The sequence below is a fragment of the Tolumonas osonensis genome (genome assembly GCF_014202415.1).
Lineage (GTDB): Bacteria > Pseudomonadota > Gammaproteobacteria > Enterobacterales > Aeromonadaceae > Tolumonas > Tolumonas osonensis.
In genome coordinates this window covers 130,058-147,195 of record NZ_JACHGR010000006.1, presented here as the reverse complement: position 1 = coordinate 147,195, position 17,138 = coordinate 130,058, and the positions used below count along the sequence as shown (strand labels likewise).

At 43.2% G+C, this 17,138-nt stretch carries 13 protein-coding genes; all 13 read right to left on the bottom strand.

Annotation, left to right across the window (positions count from 1 at the left end; translation table 11 throughout):
- Positions 1-10: 10 nt before the first annotated feature.
- The 13 genes from HNR75_RS09735 to HNR75_RS09675 all read right to left on the bottom strand — a co-directional run bounded on the left by HNR75_RS09735 (position 11) and on the right by HNR75_RS09675 (position 16,936).
- Positions 11-1,339, bottom strand: coding sequence for a PglL family O-oligosaccharyltransferase (locus HNR75_RS09735; RefSeq protein WP_188026783.1), 1,329 nt, complete (start codon positions 1,337-1,339; stop codon positions 11-13).
- Positions 1,340-1,774: 435 nt separating this feature from the next.
- On the bottom strand, positions 1,775-3,163 hold the full coding sequence (locus HNR75_RS09730; protein WP_188026782.1) for an undecaprenyl-phosphate glucose phosphotransferase: 1,389 nt from the start codon (positions 3,161-3,163) through the stop codon (positions 1,775-1,777).
- A gap of 76 nt (positions 3,164-3,239) precedes the next feature.
- Complete coding sequence (locus HNR75_RS09725; RefSeq protein WP_188026781.1) at positions 3,240-4,346, bottom strand: DUF1972 domain-containing protein; 1,107 nt, start codon at positions 4,344-4,346, stop codon at positions 3,240-3,242.
- Positions 4,347-4,356: 10 nt separating this feature from the next.
- A complete protein-coding gene (locus HNR75_RS09720) occupies positions 4,357-5,430 on the bottom strand; it encodes a glycosyltransferase family 4 protein (protein ID WP_223157850.1) in 1,074 nt (357 codons plus the stop codon).
- A complete protein-coding gene (locus HNR75_RS09715) occupies positions 5,423-6,673 on the bottom strand; it encodes an O-antigen ligase family protein (RefSeq protein ID WP_188026780.1) in 1,251 nt (416 codons plus the stop codon). Before HNR75_RS09715 ends, HNR75_RS09720 begins: the two co-directional genes overlap by 8 nt.
- Positions 6,670-7,893, bottom strand: coding sequence for an oligosaccharide flippase family protein (locus tag HNR75_RS09710; RefSeq protein ID WP_188026779.1), 1,224 nt, complete (start codon positions 7,891-7,893; stop codon positions 6,670-6,672). Before HNR75_RS09710 ends, HNR75_RS09715 begins: the two co-directional genes overlap by 4 nt.
- A gap of 2 nt (positions 7,894-7,895) precedes the next feature.
- The gene (locus HNR75_RS09705; protein ID WP_188026778.1) at positions 7,896-8,894 is read right to left on the bottom strand and encodes a Stealth CR1 domain-containing protein; all 999 of its coding nucleotides are present in this window, start codon (positions 8,892-8,894) and stop codon (positions 7,896-7,898) included.
- 59 nt (positions 8,895-8,953) lie between these two features.
- The gene (locus tag HNR75_RS09700) at positions 8,954-10,084 is read right to left on the bottom strand and encodes an LPS O-antigen chain length determinant protein WzzB (RefSeq protein ID WP_188026777.1); all 1,131 of its coding nucleotides are present in this window, start codon (positions 10,082-10,084) and stop codon (positions 8,954-8,956) included.
- Positions 10,085-10,258: 174 nt separating this feature from the next.
- A complete protein-coding gene (galE, locus tag HNR75_RS09695; protein ID WP_188026776.1) occupies positions 10,259-11,272 on the bottom strand; it encodes a UDP-glucose 4-epimerase GalE in 1,014 nt (337 codons plus the stop codon).
- Positions 11,273-11,476: 204 nt separating this feature from the next.
- Positions 11,477-12,169 carry a phosphate signaling complex protein PhoU gene (phoU, locus tag HNR75_RS09690; RefSeq protein ID WP_188026775.1) on the bottom strand — a complete coding sequence of 231 codons (693 nt, stop codon included), beginning with the start codon at positions 12,167-12,169 and terminating at the stop codon, positions 11,477-11,479.
- 18 nt (positions 12,170-12,187) lie between these two features.
- Positions 12,188-13,006 (bottom strand): phosphate ABC transporter ATP-binding protein PstB, encoded by an 819-nt coding sequence (pstB, locus tag HNR75_RS09685; protein ID WP_188026774.1) that lies wholly within the window; start codon positions 13,004-13,006, stop codon positions 12,188-12,190.
- A gap of 22 nt (positions 13,007-13,028) precedes the next feature.
- Positions 13,029-14,675 carry a phosphate ABC transporter permease PstA gene (gene pstA, locus HNR75_RS09680; protein WP_188026773.1) on the bottom strand — a complete coding sequence of 549 codons (1,647 nt, stop codon included), beginning with the start codon at positions 14,673-14,675 and terminating at the stop codon, positions 13,029-13,031.
- Between the two features lie 23 nt (positions 14,676-14,698).
- The gene (locus HNR75_RS09675) at positions 14,699-16,936 is read right to left on the bottom strand and encodes an ABC transporter permease subunit (RefSeq protein ID WP_188026772.1); all 2,238 of its coding nucleotides are present in this window, start codon (positions 16,934-16,936) and stop codon (positions 14,699-14,701) included.
- Between the last annotated feature and the right edge of the window lie 202 nt (positions 16,937-17,138).

Here is a 17,138-nt window from a genome sequence, read left to right as displayed (position 1 = left end):
ACAATATGTTTTATTTTGTACCAGATGCCGCTGATCCGGCAGAAAGTGACATTTTCTGCAAAAACTCAGCCCGGGGGAAAACCCGCTTGCCTTCATCCAGCCAGAACTGTGCCTGCTCTTTGTCATTTAACAACTGCAAGGCATAAACCAGCCGGCTGTAAACTACTGCCCGTGGCGTGTTATGCAGGAACGCTTTCGCCCACTCAACATAACTTTCCAATCCAGCTTTATCGTGCATGGCCGCAGAGAAGGTCAATTGCACACTACGCATCTGGAATTCATACATCATCATCCAAGGTAGCGGATTAATGATCTGCTCCAGCATCTGCGGATTTTTGTCTTTCGTACGGTCATATTGTGTCAGCACATAAGCTGTCTGCAGCCCTGTTAGCATAAAAGGCACCACAATCAGCGGAATGAGAATGGCAACTACACGGGCAAGAAACCAGTATGAACAGGCATACGCTTTCTGCAGACCACTTTCGGCATCGGCCAGCCAGAGAAAGACAATAAACAGGAAGAAATGCGCAACAGAGTGGTAAAACGGATACTCCACCATAGAATGGAACAGCAGCGGCAACACCAGTGCCAGCAACGAAAGGCGTTTAGCCCAACCAGCACATTTAAATAATGAACGGATATAGCCGGCAGCAAAAACCAGCAACCCGATCACTGCAACCAGTCCACCTTCCAGAAGCCAGAACATCACTTCATTATGCGGATGATCCAGCGCATTTCCTATAGGGTCATAATCAACAGGTGGTACACCTGGCGCACGATAAGCGTGTAAAAAATTATATTCAAATCCACCGTAGCCATACCCCAAAAACGGGGCATCTGAAAACATTTTTAACACTTGTTTCCAATATACGATGCGATAAAACGCGTTCATATAATAACTTTCTGTTTCTCCTCTTGCTGAATGAAAAAACATCAGAGCAAAAAATAAACCGAAAGCAACAAGCAGGAATGAATTCCAGAAAAAACGCTTATTGAACATCCAAAGAATAGGGAAAAAAACTAAAGCGACCAGAATACCGCCATATGCCCCAGCTCTAGACTGAACCTGAACCAATAAAAATGTAGCCGAAAACAGAACAAAGGCAATTAACAATTTTTTCCATTTAGAAGAATAGAACGAATTATCCCAGCGCTGTAAATAAAGAGATAACGCAATACCAACAGCTAAAAAACTGGAAAAAACAGTATCCTTCTGAAAAATACCATAAGGGCGATTCACTTTAATATTATAGCCAAACCAATTACCATCTTTCAGAATGAAGAATTGAACCAGTCCGTATACCGCTTCGATTGCTACGGCACCCAGTAACAGATACAACAGATTATGGCGCTGTTTTTCTGAAAACTGAAACTGCGACAGTGCAAAAAACAGTAGCAGACCAGCCGCAATAGCCAGAAAACGCGGCTGAGCAGACGCATTCCATTCTGCCTGTGGGTTCAGAAACGGCAGCAATAAAATCGCAAACCCGACCAGAAACCAGAGCTGGGTTCGCGAAAAAGTCAGCTGTTTTATCAGCGTCAGATGCCAGATACCGATACCAATCAATACCGAGACAAACGCCCAGCCCACCATATTAAATGGCAGATACAAACTATGACCACCCTGATTATGCATAAAAAAGTGCATACCAAACAGAGAATAGAGACCAAGCGTTATCCAGAAGATTCGCTGTGTATAATGTGTTACTGGCATATAATCCCTTACAGTAAACTATTACCGTGCTAAAAAATCACATCACCATCAGCGATATGACTAATAGGCGTTCTTATTAATAAAGCCTTTAAAAATAGTCAGAAAAATAATCTTCAGGTCAAGCCACAATGACCAGTTGTCGATATACCAGAGGTCATAACGAACACGTTTTTCCATTTTATCCAGCGTATCCGTTTCTCCCCGGAAACCATTCACCTGCGCCCAGCCGGTGATTCCAGGTTTGACTTTATGGCGCTTCATGTAGGATTCAACAAGATCTTTATAATATTCATTATGTGCCAAGGCGTGCGGACGGGGTCCGACAATCGACATTCTGCCCTGTATCACATTAAAGAACTGGGGTAATTCATCCAGCGAAGTTTGGCGCAGAAAATTGCCAATTGGTGTAATCCGCGAGTCTCCTTTGGTTGCCTGAGTAACGGAGCCTGCCGTTTCCTGGTGCACTTTCATGGAACGGAATTTGTAGACTTTAAAACTCTTGCCGTTTACCCCCGTACGGTATTGTTTAAACAGCACCGGTCCTGGTGATGTCAGCTTAATAGCCAAAGCAATGGCCAAACACACCGGAGAAATCAGCAGACAGATTATTGATCCAATAATCAGGTCTTCCAGTCGTTTCACAAACCGGGCAACACCACTGATCGGAGAAACACTCAAGTCGATAGAATAAAGCCCGGCAACCTCACTGATCCGATGATTAAGCAGTTGCATGTTAATGCCACCAAAATCAGGAATAAAACGGACTTCAGCAGTGTGATTCCGCAATGCATACATAAAATCGCGGATATCATTGGCACACGCGATTGACATGCATAGCCAGACTTCCTGTGCACCAGATTCAGTGATCCTTTCGGCTAATCTGTCTAGCTCATCGGCAGTCAGTCTGTTTTTAATACGCCGAATTCCAGCCAGAACATACCCTTCGGCTGGACTTCCACGCATACTTTTCCCGACAGAAGTAATATTTTCCCCAGGACCAATCAGGAATACCGATCGTGTTGCGAATCCCTTAATACGAATATGTCGGAGAAATAACTGAACAAGTACTCTGACACCCGCTGCCATAAAAAACGAAATAAGTAGCGATAACCCCACCCATAAACGGGAATAGCGGTACGATGTATGAGTAAAATAGATAATTGACGTCGCCAGCATGGCAACTATCACCCACACTATTAATAGCCGGAATGTCAGTGTTGTTACTCTCTTTACTCGCCAGCGCTGATAAGCTCCAAACGCACTATTTAAAACTACAATTAGCAATGACAACAATGCCATCGCCAATACAAATCGCTCCGGCAAATTGAAATGGCCAAAACGCCACCAGTGGGCAAAAATACAGCCGCTAATCACAGCTAAAATATCAACCACAGGCATGATTAGCTGTGCCGGGTAACGTTCGGTGAGTCCTTTAAATTTCTGAGACATAGACTTTCTTTAATCCAAGAAAAAACGCCTGATACACTTTGTAATCAGCTGATCTAACACCGGAAGTCAGTAATAATTAACGATTATCCCAATCAGACAGCAATGTTTCATATTGCTGAAGGATCTGTTGCCATGTAAAGCGGGATGAAAATATTTTCTGAGCAGATGATTGCAAATTCTCAACTAAATCCGATTCAGCACATAATCGCTCAATCGCCGTCGCACAACTGTTAACATCAGAAAAATAAATGCCCGCATCACCAGCAACCCAGCGGTTAAAATGATTGTCATGTGCCAGAATGGCGTTACCTGCACCAAGCGCCTCAACCAATGAAGGATTAGTTCCCCCTACCCGATGGCCATGTATATAAGCTAATGCATAAAAACGCAACGCAGCGACCTTATCAGCATCATAAATTGCACCAGGAAAGATCACTTCAGCGCTGGCTGCTGCCATTACTTTCTTATGATATTCATTTGATTCAGGTTTATAATTACCTAACACAACCAGTTTCTTCCCTCTTGGGAAACGGGAAAAAGCCTCTATTACTTCTAAAATAGAATTTTCCGGTTCCGCACGGGCAATGAGAATCAAATATTGGCTTGGTTGCAAATGATAATCAGCCAATATAGCTTCATTTGCTTCGGTGATATGACGGGCGCCATAAGGAATCATCGTGATCTTGTCTCGCCGCACACGGGTTGCCAGATGATCTTCAATACGTGGATGATCAGCAATTAAATGACTGCCAAACCAACAACCTAAACGCTCATTGATCCAGAACCATGCTTTAGCAACTTTTCCCCATTTTTCACGTTTCCATTCAATACCATCCATATTGATGATATTTTTCCGGCGAAGTGCCCAATGCAGAAAATTAAAAATTGCTGTGTTATACCCCAGAGTCAGAAGTAAATCTTTATTTTTTAAAGAGTGCAATACTGTTTTTAAATCAAAAATAATAGTACCTAGTGCACCTTGAGTTTTAACCGGCACATGTATAAGACGGATACCATTCCAGGTTGTTTCATGCCACTCGCCTTCATCTTCCTGACAATAAACACTAACTTGCCAATTACGGTCTTTCAGATAGAGAGCAAGATATTCAGCAAAAGTTTCAAAACCACCATGAGCAGCAGGAATACCTCGAATGCCAAGTATAGATAGTTTTTTTTTCGACATTGACAACACCTTACAAATCAATAATATCAATTATATTTTTTTCAAACTCACTGAGACTAAAAAAATTAGCCTTAGCTATAGCGTTATTAGAAAAGTAATTATACAACTCAGAATCAGCCGCCATTTTTTTAATCGAGTCGACAACTCTTTGAGTTTCATAGCATGAAATTAAATATCCTTCGCGTTCATTCTCCACTATTTCTACTGGTCCACCAACAGGAGGAACAATAACAGGAAGCCCAAAAGACATACCTTCTAAAATAGTTAATCCAAATGTTTCAATCCATTCATCAGGACGCGAGAGATTTAATAAAAGATGACTCTTGGCATAAAAAGAAGTCATATCTGTCTGTCTAGAAAAAAGTTTAACATTCGGAGGAACAGAAACATCATTAAACCATACATTAATTTCTTTTGAATCTGCATTCAAAACCAAATAGAAATCAAATTCTTTATTTTCAACAAAGTGTTTCGCAATAGAAATATATTCTAAAACACCTTTATATGTTTTTAATGAGCAAGCCATTAGAACATTAAATTTATCATCTTTTTTTTCTGGTGAAATTAACACACTATCAACATTAATAGCATTATATACAACAAATTGCTCTTTATTGAAAAAAGACTCTTCGTTCTTTAAGAAGTCTGATACAAAAATAATTTTTGTTGCTGTTAAATTAACAATAAATCGCAGAAAGCTTTTCAATATTTTTGGTTTTATTGATGTTTCGTGAATATGATAAATCACCGGTTTCCGCATGATCCATGCAGCCACAGCGGCACCAAACGGCATAAGTGTATTCACATAAAAAACAACATCTTGTCTAAAATACCTCAAACAGTTTAAAAACAATAAAAGCTGGGAAATTATATAATATATAAGTGTAATTATTTTATTTTCTGAGCGCCTATAAAATATATTTTTCTGACTAATGGGCAAACCATTGAGGACACCATCTGGATTATAGCTCGTTAATAATTCGGCCGAATACCCTCGGCGACAAGTAGCATTAATTACTTGAGATAGGACCTTAGGACTGCCGCTACGATCATTATATAAATGAACAAAGACTAATTTAGACATTATTATCCACCTGGAGCTTTTTCTTATTTATTCGGGATTTAACACCAATAAAAAAACAATAAAAATAAACATAAAGAAGATGACCAAAAACAAAAAAACGAGATTCAAAACTATTGTTAACAATAAAAACCAAACACATTAAAACAGAAACATTAAAGCATCCACTAGTTCTATTTAAATAAGGAGTGATAAATAAAAAAATGAGAGACAGGGAAAAACCTATCATACCCAAGTTAAGCAATGAATCTAAAAAACCATTATGTGTATTATTTACAACCTCACCCACATACAACCTAATTATTTCATGTTCCTGCTTAGCAAGCTCTTGAAATGTTGCCAAACCATATCCTAATATAGGGCGCTCAAGAAATCGATTTATTACAAATCCCCATATAAGATTTCGACTAGAAAAGTCCGTACCTTTACCAAAAATATTAAAACCCAAGCCAGATTGAGATATAAATACAGCAAAAAACCCAAAAAACAAAATGGAAAACACTGCAAACATAATTATATTCTTGCTTAACTTTATTTTCATTGCAGCAAAAAAGAACAAAATTAAAAATGCTGTAAATATAGCCGTATAGGATCCACTCATTATTAATAAAAAGAATACAAGAACCAATTTAGACCAATACAATATAGAACACACATTTTTATTGATAAGAAAAAATACCAAAGCCATATTACACGTAACACCTAAATTATTCTTATGAGAAAACACTCCTTGCCAAAAGCCCTCGTGACGACCAACAGCCAATCCATAAGTTGGCATAAAAAAAACCATAAAATAAGATAAAAGAACTACAAAAAACAAAAAATGCTCAATGTCCATTATAGCTCTACGTGTACCAGAAACCCATACATGCATAAATGAAAACAAAGCAAAACATAATATTAGCACGGCATTATTTAATGATGTTTTTGGGTAAATAGACCAAGAAACCGATAAAAAAAGATAGAAAACCAACAAAGCTAAAAACAAGAAAAACTTATTTAACCTATAAACACTAAACTTTAAATTGCATATAAATAAAATAAATAAAACAATCCCCAGCATAACCCACAACGGTGTCATGTAATTTAAAACGCCTTCATAAGGCTCAATAGAATACTCTATATTCTCGGGCCTCGCTCCTCCAGCTTTAAATACTTCAAAACCACTAGAGGACAAAAACAACCCAAGAAACGAAAATAACGTTAAAAGTAATTTAAAAAGTTTACTTCTTGATTTGCAAATCATTTTAATAAAACCTTTTTAACAAAAAAATATCCTCTGAACATGAAAACAAATAATTCACAAATCAATATAGACAAAGCAACTATCACAGCAGTTTTTTCTTCAATTGAAAAAGTTATCACACCAAGCATAATCAATTGAATTAAACCACCACCAACAACACTTATATTAACCTTGCTACCCAAACCTAGAGGTGATAATGCAGGATATCCAATAATCAGAGAGATACTACTTATAATAATAATTATCATAAATACATTTAACACTTGAAACGCTTTTTCAAACTCTAAACCAAATATAATATTTAGAATTTCTTTTCCTGCAAAAAAGCCGAATAACGCACCAGAGCAAGCAATGCACAAACAAATCATTATAACCTTATATAAAACCATATAATTTTTTGTTCTTACCATATATGGATATAAAGCTTGACTAAAGGGGAAAAAAACTTGTTGTCCCGCTTTATACAATTGTTCTGCCGCTCCATAGAAAGCAATTTGCTGAGCAGAACCATAAACGCCAAGATACACAGAACCACATACTGTATATAAAGAAACAAAAACTCTAGATACAAAATAGCCCGCACTAATTCGGATTAAATCTTTAAGATATAAAAAATCTGGTCGAATAATACTCAGGTTATACCGACGGAATGCTATTAAGTGGGATATTATTGCAATAAAAAAAAATTGTAATGAAAAAACAAAAGCTAACACCTCAATATCCAAAGGTGATTTGACAAATAAAAAAACCGCCCCCATACCTAAAAACTTAACAATCAAGTTGAGATAAGCATAATATTTTAAATCCTCACATCCCTGAAACAACCACGCGAGTGAAAAAATATTACCACATAAACCTAAAATCATTAACAAGAAAAATAGACCTGACACCTCACTCCCATTATATAAACTGGATATATACATATATATACCAATTGCAGGAAAACAGAGAACAAACTTAATGCATGATGTTCCACAGAAAATCTTACTTAATTCATCTTTGTTATTTTGATTTAATGCAACCTTCTGGGGGAGATATACACCTAAACCAAAATCTCCAATTATTGTAGCTGCATATAATAACGATACAGCAAACATATATAGACCAAATGAATCAATGCCAACAACCCTAGATAAATAAGGTAATTGAAATAGTGGAATAACAAATTGGACAATTTGTATCAGACCTAAAAGTGAAATATTTTTCTTTAAATTAGACAATTTTATTTCTCAAATGATGATTTATTTGGCGCTTTTTTTTCTAATACGGAACTTAAAATAACCTTGAACTCTTCAAAATTCTCAACATCAGCATCATTAAAACAAGCCATGAAAAATCTATCATTTTTTATGATATCAATAATATCATTATTTTTATTTGATAGTTCAGCGTATACACCTAATCTTTGTTTAGCAACTGGAGAAAACTTTCCAGAAACCAACTGCCAATATCTAAAAATATATTGATTAATATCATCAGAACATCTAAATTTAGACGCACTGGTTTTCTCCATTTTCTCATTAAACTTATCCCAAACATCTATATATGTTTGTTTAAGATAAGCATTTGGCAAATGGAAATCCAAAAAACCGGTGAACTGTGGCCAAGGCATAAGAAGAATATTTCTAATGTTTTCTTTTCCATACTTACAATTAAACCACTTGAATAAATTACGTTTAATTACACTATGTTTAGAGAATACAGAATTGATAAGTTCTATATTATTCATTGCGATATGGGTTAACTTATCCCCAGAAATAGCATTCATGACCGCAGCATCACGAGGCAATCCCTTCTTATCAAAAAATAGATCTTTATCGACACTTTTCAATAAAAACATATCGTCATTAAAATAAACAAAGCGTTCTGATAAACCTTCTATTCTATGAAAATTTATTTCTATAGGATGAGAGCTAAAGACAGGCAAATATTCACCTGGTATGTAATCTTTATGTTTTACATGGACTAATTTTGGATTATCTAGATTCAACCATTCCGGGACATGCCCTTCCGTAACAAAGAAAACCTTTCTTACCCAAGGTGCATACATTTCGACAAATCTAAACCAGTACTTTAAAATACCCATATCGCGATATCTTAAATCAAGCGTGGAGTAATCATCTGCACCATATTTATTTTTAGTCAACTCTTTTTGCCATTTTTTATCATTACCATCAACCCATGTAATAATAAAATCAACATCAAAATCACGTAGAGACATAGTTAAACCCTTCAAGATAAAAAGCAATGAATAGACTAAATATAAACCATCTATAATCTCTAATTTCTTTGCTGACTATTTTTATCAAACAATGTTGAAAAAAACGCATAGGTCAAACCAAACAATAATCCCACAAACAATCCGACGACAATAATGATGATTTTTTTTGGTTTGTCTTTAATAACAGGCTCACTCGGCTCATCTATATAAGTAAACGTTTTACCCCCTGTAGAAACCATTTTAATCGCATTCAAAGATTTTAATTGTTGCTGAACTTCAAAATAGCGACTCGGAAAAACAGGTTCAGAAGCCTGCAAAAGAGCCAATTTCGCTGATAATGCCTTACTACCCAAAAGATACATAGTGGCATTATTGATTTCTGCCGGTAAGTTTGCAGAAGGTTCCGTCTGATTCATTCCTTTTGCCTGTGCTAATGCAGAGGCAACAGTATTAATCTCTATCTTTAATTGATCTTCAGCATTATTTGCCAGGGTTTTCGCTTCTACGCTGAGATCCTGTCGGAATTTATTCAACAATATATTTAACTCTGCTTCATTATTTTTAATTACCTTTTTATTTAATGAAACCATATATTGCTGTAGCAGAGATTGCGCTTTTTCTGCGGTATTAGCAGAGAAAGTAATCGTATCGAATTTTATTTTTTTGCCATCTGCGGCTGTATAGCTGATATTTTCTTCTATTATATCTTGCAACACTAATTTCTGATCGCGCTCTGACTTGTCTTTGATTTTTTCCCGATAATAATCGGTTGACGCTACAAAACTTCTTCTTTCATTTTCTGATTCCAGTTCTCTCCTGAAATCATTAAATAAGCTACTGCGCAAGTTATTGAGCTGTAGTGGTTTAGTATCTTCCGTTTTAATCTGTACACCATCAGGTGTCGTAATCATTGGCGCATTACGTTCCAGATTCTGTGCCAGTTGATAGAATTCCCCTATATCGGAAGCTTTCGGCGCTGCAATCACAGCTTTCGACGTCCACACCTCTTCCGCCGTAAACGCATAAATCCCGGCGGCCACTGTGGTTGCAGCTGTAATCAGTGCAATTTTCGCCTTTTGTTTCCAGAGTGTACGGAACAATTCAATCAGATCAATTTCATCATTGTCCTGATAAGGCATTGGGTATGGATAAGGCATGTTGGCTTGTTGCGGGAATTCTTTGTTATTCATGATTCACTCAAAATTAACTGTGGGTGATAATAATTCGTATTAATAAAGGGGGGATGCTGAATTTTTCACACGCTACCGCCCCTGGCTTACCACTGCCACAGTGCGGATAGGTATTTGAATTGTGGGAAAGGCCACTCAACAAACGAGTAGCCTTTCTGGTCTATAACTCAATGATTACTCTTTATATCCGTTAGGATTTTTTGATTGCCAGCGCCAGGTGTCCTGCATCATATCCTGTAAGGTACGCTCGGCTTTCCAGCCTAAATCATTTGCAGCGTAGCTCGGATCGGCCCAGCATTCGGCGATATCGCCCGGGCGTCGGTCGACGATCTGATAGGCGATCTTTTTACCGGCAGCCTGTTCAAATGCCGTGATCATTTCCAGTACGGAATACCCCTGCCCGGTGCCGAGGTTGTAAGTCAGCACGCCGCGTTCACGTTTGATGCGTTCGATGGCTTTGATATGACCAATCGCCAGATCCACCACGTGGATGTAATCACGTACGCCGGTGCCATCCGGGGTTGCGTAGTCGTTACCAAATACGGAGAGTTGTGGTAAGCGGCCAATGGCCACCTGGCTGATAAACGGCAGCAGATTGTTGGGAATACCGTTCGGATCCTCCCCCATCGTGCCTGATGGATGAGCACCAACGGGGTTGAAGTAACGCAGCAATACGATACCCCAGCGAGGCTCGGCTTTTGTCACGTCACGCAGAATTTCTTCCACCATCAATTTGGAGCGGCCATACGGGTTGGTCGCTGACAGTGGGAAGCTTTCGTTGATCGGTACCGCGTGCGGATCACCGTAGACGGTCGCGGAAGAACTGAATACCAGATCGAATACGTTGTGCTGCTGCATCACCTCGCATAGGGTCAGCGTGGCCGCAATGTTGTTCTGATAATACTTGAGAGGGAGACGGGTCGACTCACCGACTGCTTTCAGGCCGGCAAAGTGGATCACTGATTCGATTTTATGCTGGCTGAAGATATTGCTCAGTGCTGCGGCATCGCGGACATCCGCTTCATAAAACACCGGCTGTTTACCGGTCAATGCCGCAATACGGTTCAGGACTTCGGGATGTGAATTGCAGAAGTTATCGACGATAACCACATCATAGCCGGCATTTAACAGTTCAACTGTGGTGTGACTGCCGATGTAACCCGCACCACCTGTGACTAAAATACTCATAAGCTTCCCTGTAACTCAGTTTTGCCGATTGCTGTAATTTAATGATCGGTCTTTTGTGCGGCTGATATTGTATACAGGTCAATATCCATAGACCATTAGTTTTATCTTTGCGGCAGCGGGTTGATGGAGAGTTAAGCAATGTAAACGGTTGCAAGACATAAAAAACAAAGGGCGCTTACAGCGCCCTTCGGAGAACCGGGTCTATCAACCCAGTGAGTTTACGTCTTCAATTTTGGTATGACGCACATCTTTGCCTTTGACGCAGTAGATGATGTAGTCACTGATATGCTGGCAGCGATCGCCGATACGTTCGATAGAACGGGCGGCCCAGAGCACGTCCAGCACCTGCGGGATGGTGCGGGGATCTTCCATCATGTAGGTCATCAGCTCACGGATGATGGACTCGTACTGACGGTCGATGTTGTCATCTTCGTGATACAGGCGCACCGCGGCTTCCACGTCCATACGGGCGAAGGCATCCAGGGCGTCGTGCAGCATTTTGATCGCCAGGCGACCCATGCTGTCAAGTGACACCAGCGGTGGCTGGGTACGGCCGGCGTTTTTCACTACCATCCGCGCCAGTTTGTCGGCCACATCGCCCATCCGCTCCAGGTCGGTAACGGTTTTGGAGATCATCAGGATCAGACGCAGGTCGCTGGCGGCCGGCTGACGCTTGGCGATGATACGGGTACACTCTTCGTCAATCGCGATCTCCATCGCGTTCACTTTGAGATCGGTTTCCACGATGTTACGCGCCAGTTCGATATCCTGCGAATGGATCGCTTCCAGCGCATTGCTCAGCTGCTGTTCGACCATGCCGCCCATGGCTAACACACTACTGCGAATAGTTTCCAGTTCGGTATTGAACTGACCGGAAATATGTTTGTTGACTTCCACGTTAACCTCCCGGGCTTATTAACCGTAACGACCAGTGATGTAGTCTTCGGTTTTCTTCATCTTCGGCTTGGTGAAGATAGTGTTGGTGTCGCAATATTCGATCAGTTCACCCATATACATGAAGGCGGTCTGATCTGATACACGTGCTGCCTGCTGCATATTATGCGTTACGATCACCACGGTGTATTTGCTCTTCAGCTCATTAATCAATTCTTCAATGGTTAACGTTGAAATTGGATCCAGTGCTGAGGTTGGTTCGTCCAGCAGCAGGACTTCCGGCTCAATCGCGATAGCGCGGGCGATCACCAGACGTTGTTGCTGACCACCAGACAGGCCAAAGGCATTTTCATTCAGACGATCTTTTACTTCTTCCCACAACGCGGCGCCACGCAGACTGCGTTCTACCGCTTCATCCAGCTGGCGGCGATCGTTAATGCCCTGCAGACGCAGACCATACACTACGTTCTCGTAGATGGATTTCGGGAACGGGTTCGGACGCTGGAACACCATACCGACACGGCGGCGCAGTGCGGCAACATCCACGCTGCGGTCGTAAATATTCTGGCCGTGCAGCAGGATTTCACCGTCGATGCGGCAGATTTCCACCAGATCGTTCATACGGTTGATGCAACGCAGCAGGGTTGATTTACCACAGCCTGACGGGCCGATAAAGGCAGTCACCTGCCCTTTCGGGATCTTCATGCTGACATCAAACAGAGCCTGTTTATTGCCGTAATACAGATCCAGGCCTTTCACTTCCAGCGCAGTTTTATCTTCCGCCAGGTTGACCAGATCAATAGATTCGCTGTTACTGATAGTCGGAGTTACGTTAATCATAGTTTCTATCCAGGGCGGTAAATTAGTTATCCAGCGCGCGATATTTTTCACGCAGATGGTTACGGATACTGATGGCGGTCAGGTTCAGACCAACAATCACGGTGACCAGCAGGAACGAGGTGGCATACACCAGCGGACGCGCCGCTTCTACGTTCGGGCTCTGGAAACCGACGTCAAAAATATGGAAACCCAGATGCATGAACTTGCGTTCCACATGCACGAACGGGAAGTTACCGTCTACCGGCAGTGTCGGCGCCAGTTTCACGGCACCAACCAGCATCAGCGGCGCCACTTCACCAGCGGCACGGGCAATCGCCAGGATCAGACCGGTCATAATCGCCGGACTCGCCATCGGCAATACGATGCGCCACAAGGTTTCCGCCTTGGTTGCGCCCAGTGCCAGTGAACCATGACGAACAGCACTCGGTATACGGGATAACCCTTCCTCGGTAGACACAATCACGACTGGCAGGGTCAGGATCGCCAGCGTTAATGCTGACCAGATCACGCCCGGTGTACCGAATACCGGGTTCGGCGACGCTTCCGGATAGAAGATACGATCCAGGGAACCACCGACCATGTAAACGAAGAAGCCTAAACCAAATACCCCGTATACGATAGACGGTACACCCGCCAGGTTGATCACCGCAATACGGATCAGTTTGGTCATCGCGTTTTTACCGGCGTACTCGTGCAGGTAAACAGCCGCAACCACGCCCAGCGGTGTCACAATCACGGTCATCAGCAGCACCATGAAGACAGTACCGAAGATCGCCGGGAATACCCCGCCTTCTGTATTCGCTTCACGCGGTTCATCGCTGACAAACTTGCCAATCTGGTGGAACCAGTGGCCGATTTTCTGGAACAGGTTCATCTGGTTCGGCAGTGCATAGTCGAGCACCTGGGCCAGCGGGATGCTGACTTCCATGCCACGCATGTCTTTGACGATCAAGGTGTCATGGCTGGCCTGGCCACGCAGATCAAACAGGCGTTTTTCCAGTTCCTGATATTCTTTGTCTAATTCAGCACGCTGTTCAGCAAATGCTTTTTCGGTTTCAGCGTTCCACTCGTTATTCAGCTGTAATTTACGCTCTTTCATGCGCAGTTTTTCCAGCTGATAGTTGATGGCACCGATGTCCCCTTTTTGCAGATCATCTGCTTCTTCGTTCAGGGCACGAACGCGGGCCAGATGCTCCGGCAATACTTTGTGTACATCTTCTGCCAACGGTTTGCCATCGACCACCAGACGCTGGATATAGCCGTAGAAATTACCGTTGGTTGAACGCTCCAGTATGGCCAGGTCTGCCGGTTCGGAACGTTGCTTGATGTCCGTTTCCAGGATCCAGCGGAAATCGAGCGGTACGAATTCACGGTTACCGGTTTTCACCAGGTAACGATTCATGACTTCGCCGACGTCATCCGGTAACGCTACCCCGGTGGCCCGGATACGGGCACTCGGTACCAGTTCTTCATCGTAGAGTTCGCCGATAATGACTTCCTGTTGCCCGTTCTGGCTGATCTGCCATTCATAGATGGTGTGCGGCCAGAAATAGACCAGACCACGCCAGCCAATCAGCATCAGCAGGCCAATAACGGCAACCAGACTGAGACTCACCGCACCGCCTGTCATCCAGATCCAGGGAGAGCCTGATTTAAACCACTTTTTCATGCTGCTTTCGTCCTTTGATCCGATTACATGGAGCTGTATTTGTCACGCAGACGCTGACGGATGTATTCGGCAACACTGTTGAAAATAAAGGTGAATACAAACAGTACAAATGCGGCCAGGAACAGAACACGATAGTGTGAACTACCCACTTCCGATTCCGGCATTTCCACTGCGATATTCGCCGCCAGCGTACGTAAGCCTTCAAAAATACTCATGTTCATGATCGGGGTGTTACCGGTCGCCATCAGTACGATCATGGTTTCACCGACCGCACGACCCAGACCCATCATGACAGCCGAGAAGATACCCGGACTGGCAGTCAGGATCACAACACGGCTTAAGGTCTGCCATGGGGTTGCACCCAGTGCCAGCGAGCCCTGTGTCAGATGCTTCGGTACAGAGAACACCGCGTCTTCTGCAATGGAGAAGATAGTCGGGATCACGGCAAAGCCCATGGCGATACCCACCACCAGGGAGTTACGCTGGTCGAAACGGATACCGATATCATTGGTAATAAAACCGCGCACGTTACCGTCAAAGAAATGGTTTTCGATGATCGGGCTCAGTTCCACGCAACCCCAGCCAATCAGCACCACTACCGGTACCAGGATCAGCGCGTGCCAGCCTTCCGGCAAACGTTCCTTGATGCGGCGCGGTAAGGCATTCCAGCCCATCCCGGCCAGCAGGATACCCAGTGGCAAGGAGACCAGCATCAGCACGATACCCGGCAGATTTTCTTCAATCGCCGGTGCCAGCCACAGACCCGCCAGGAAACCGAGAATAACGGTCGGCAGTGCCGCCATGATTTCAACGGTTGGTTTGACGAAGGTACGCATCCCGGCAGACATGAAGTAGCCTGCATAGATAGCGCCGGCCAGCGCAATAGGCACCGCAAACAGCATGGCATAGAACGCCGCTTTCAGCGTACCGAATGCCAGTGGCACCAGACTCAGCTTCGGTTCGAAATCGTCAGACGCAGAGGTGGACTGCCACACGAACTGAGGTTCCGGATAGCCTTCGTACCAGACTTTGCTCCACAGCGCGGTCCAACCCACTTCCGGGTGTTCGTTGTGCACACGGTATACGTGGAATTTATCTTCCTGCTGGATCAGTAATGCCGAGTTACGCGGCGACAGCGCAATCGCGTCCATCTTCCCGCTACCCAGATTTTCTGCATACAGACGGGCATGATTGGTGGTGTAGAACAGCTCGATATGGTTATCACCTGATAACGTCGCGAAACCTTTACGGCTGTGTTCCGGTGCCAGCGCGCGAACAGACTGATCAGCCTGGAACTCACGGATCGACATGAAACTGCGTGTGCCGTCTTTCAGCACTTCAAACCACTGGGAGATCACCCCATTGTCATTCGCCACCAGCAGCGAAGACGCACCGCTCAACAGTGAAATATTGGTCACATTGGCATGCTGCGCATTCACCTGCAATGAGGCTTTCAGCGTGATATTGTCCGGCATGGCAATGTTATAGATCGACAGCAGGTTGCCTACGCGAACCAGCAGGACATCCAGACCCGGGGTCAGGATCAGCTGATCAATGTTGCCGGTGATTTCTGGCAGACGGTAGTAATTACTACCCCACTCGACTTCACCAGACAAAAAGTTTTCTTCACCAGCCTGAACCAGCAACTGCACGCCAGTTTCAGTAGCAAAAGCAAATACACGTTTGTCTGATTTGGCTTCATAGGCCAGATGTGTGATGGCATGACCGTCCTGATCCAGTACGATCGGCGCTTCACCCAGCGGATATTTGAGCGTAGCCTGAGTAACCCGTTTCTGCCCTTCCGGATAGGTAGCGACAAATTCAGGCTGGATCGCATTTGCCTGACCATTTGCCAGCCCATAAATCACCAGCGGCTTACCCATGGAAGTATGAGCAACGGCGGTAGCGTTATCCGCCAAGGTCTGATGCAGTAACACACTGCCCGCCTGATGGCCGGAAGCCGGATCCAGAGAGAAGAAATCAACATCCCCCTGCTGGCTGAAACGATAACCCAGTTGATTCTGCTCATCGGTACCCAGCATCGCGGTCGTTCCTTGTACCGGAACCTGCAACGAAGCAGCCGGCTCCAGTGACGCACCGGAGAAAATAGGTTTAACGACGTAGAGCAGATAGAAAAAAATCAGCAGCAGCGCTACCAGCACCAGAATACCCCCGGTGGTAACGCCGACACTGGCAAGACGATCTTTGGCGCGCCGCTTACGGCTACCGGCCATCGTCAGATTAATCGATTCTGTTGACATGAAGACCTCAACTCCATTTTAGAGTGTCGCTATTCTAAAGAGCCTAGATGACAGTTTTGTTACAGCGCTGTCATTTATTGTTTATCCAGCATTTATTGTAGTCCCTGCCTGAAATCTGCGAGCTTTATTACGGGGATTGACACCGGTTTGTCATATAGTTGACATATAATATGAATGCAATGCTTTGTTATCTAACGATCTA

What these genes read in the sequence shown, in the direction of transcription:
- HNR75_RS09730 (WP_188026782.1), bottom strand. Translation starts at nt 3,163, where the DNA reads ATGTCTCAGAAATTTAAAGGACTCACCGAACGTTACCCGGCACAGCTA.
- HNR75_RS09725 (WP_188026781.1), bottom strand. Translation starts at nt 4,346, where the DNA reads ATGTCGAAAAAAAAACTATCTATACTTGGCATTCGAGGTATTCCTGCT.
- HNR75_RS09720 (WP_223157850.1), bottom strand. Translation starts at nt 5,430, where the DNA reads ATGTCTAAATTAGTCTTTGTTCATTTATATAATGATCGTAGCGGCAGT.
- HNR75_RS09715 (WP_188026780.1), bottom strand. Translation starts at nt 6,673, where the DNA reads ATGATTTGCAAATCAAGAAGTAAACTTTTTAAATTACTTTTAACGTTA.
- HNR75_RS09705 (WP_188026778.1), bottom strand. Translation starts at nt 8,894, where the DNA reads ATGTCTCTACGTGATTTTGATGTTGATTTTATTATTACATGGGTTGAT.
- HNR75_RS09700 (WP_188026777.1), bottom strand. Translation starts at nt 10,084, where the DNA reads ATGAATAACAAAGAATTCCCGCAACAAGCCAACATGCCTTATCCATAC.
- galE (WP_188026776.1), bottom strand. Translation starts at nt 11,272, where the DNA reads ATGAGTATTTTAGTCACAGGTGGTGCGGGTTACATCGGCAGTCACACC.
- pstB (WP_188026774.1), bottom strand. Translation starts at nt 13,006, where the DNA reads ATGATTAACGTAACTCCGACTATCAGTAACAGCGAATCTATTGATCTG.
- pstA (WP_188026773.1), bottom strand. Translation starts at nt 14,675, where the DNA reads ATGAAAAAGTGGTTTAAATCAGGCTCTCCCTGGATCTGGATGACAGGC.
- HNR75_RS09675 (WP_188026772.1), bottom strand. Translation starts at nt 16,936, where the DNA reads ATGTCAACAGAATCGATTAATCTGACGATGGCCGGTAGCCGTAAGCGG.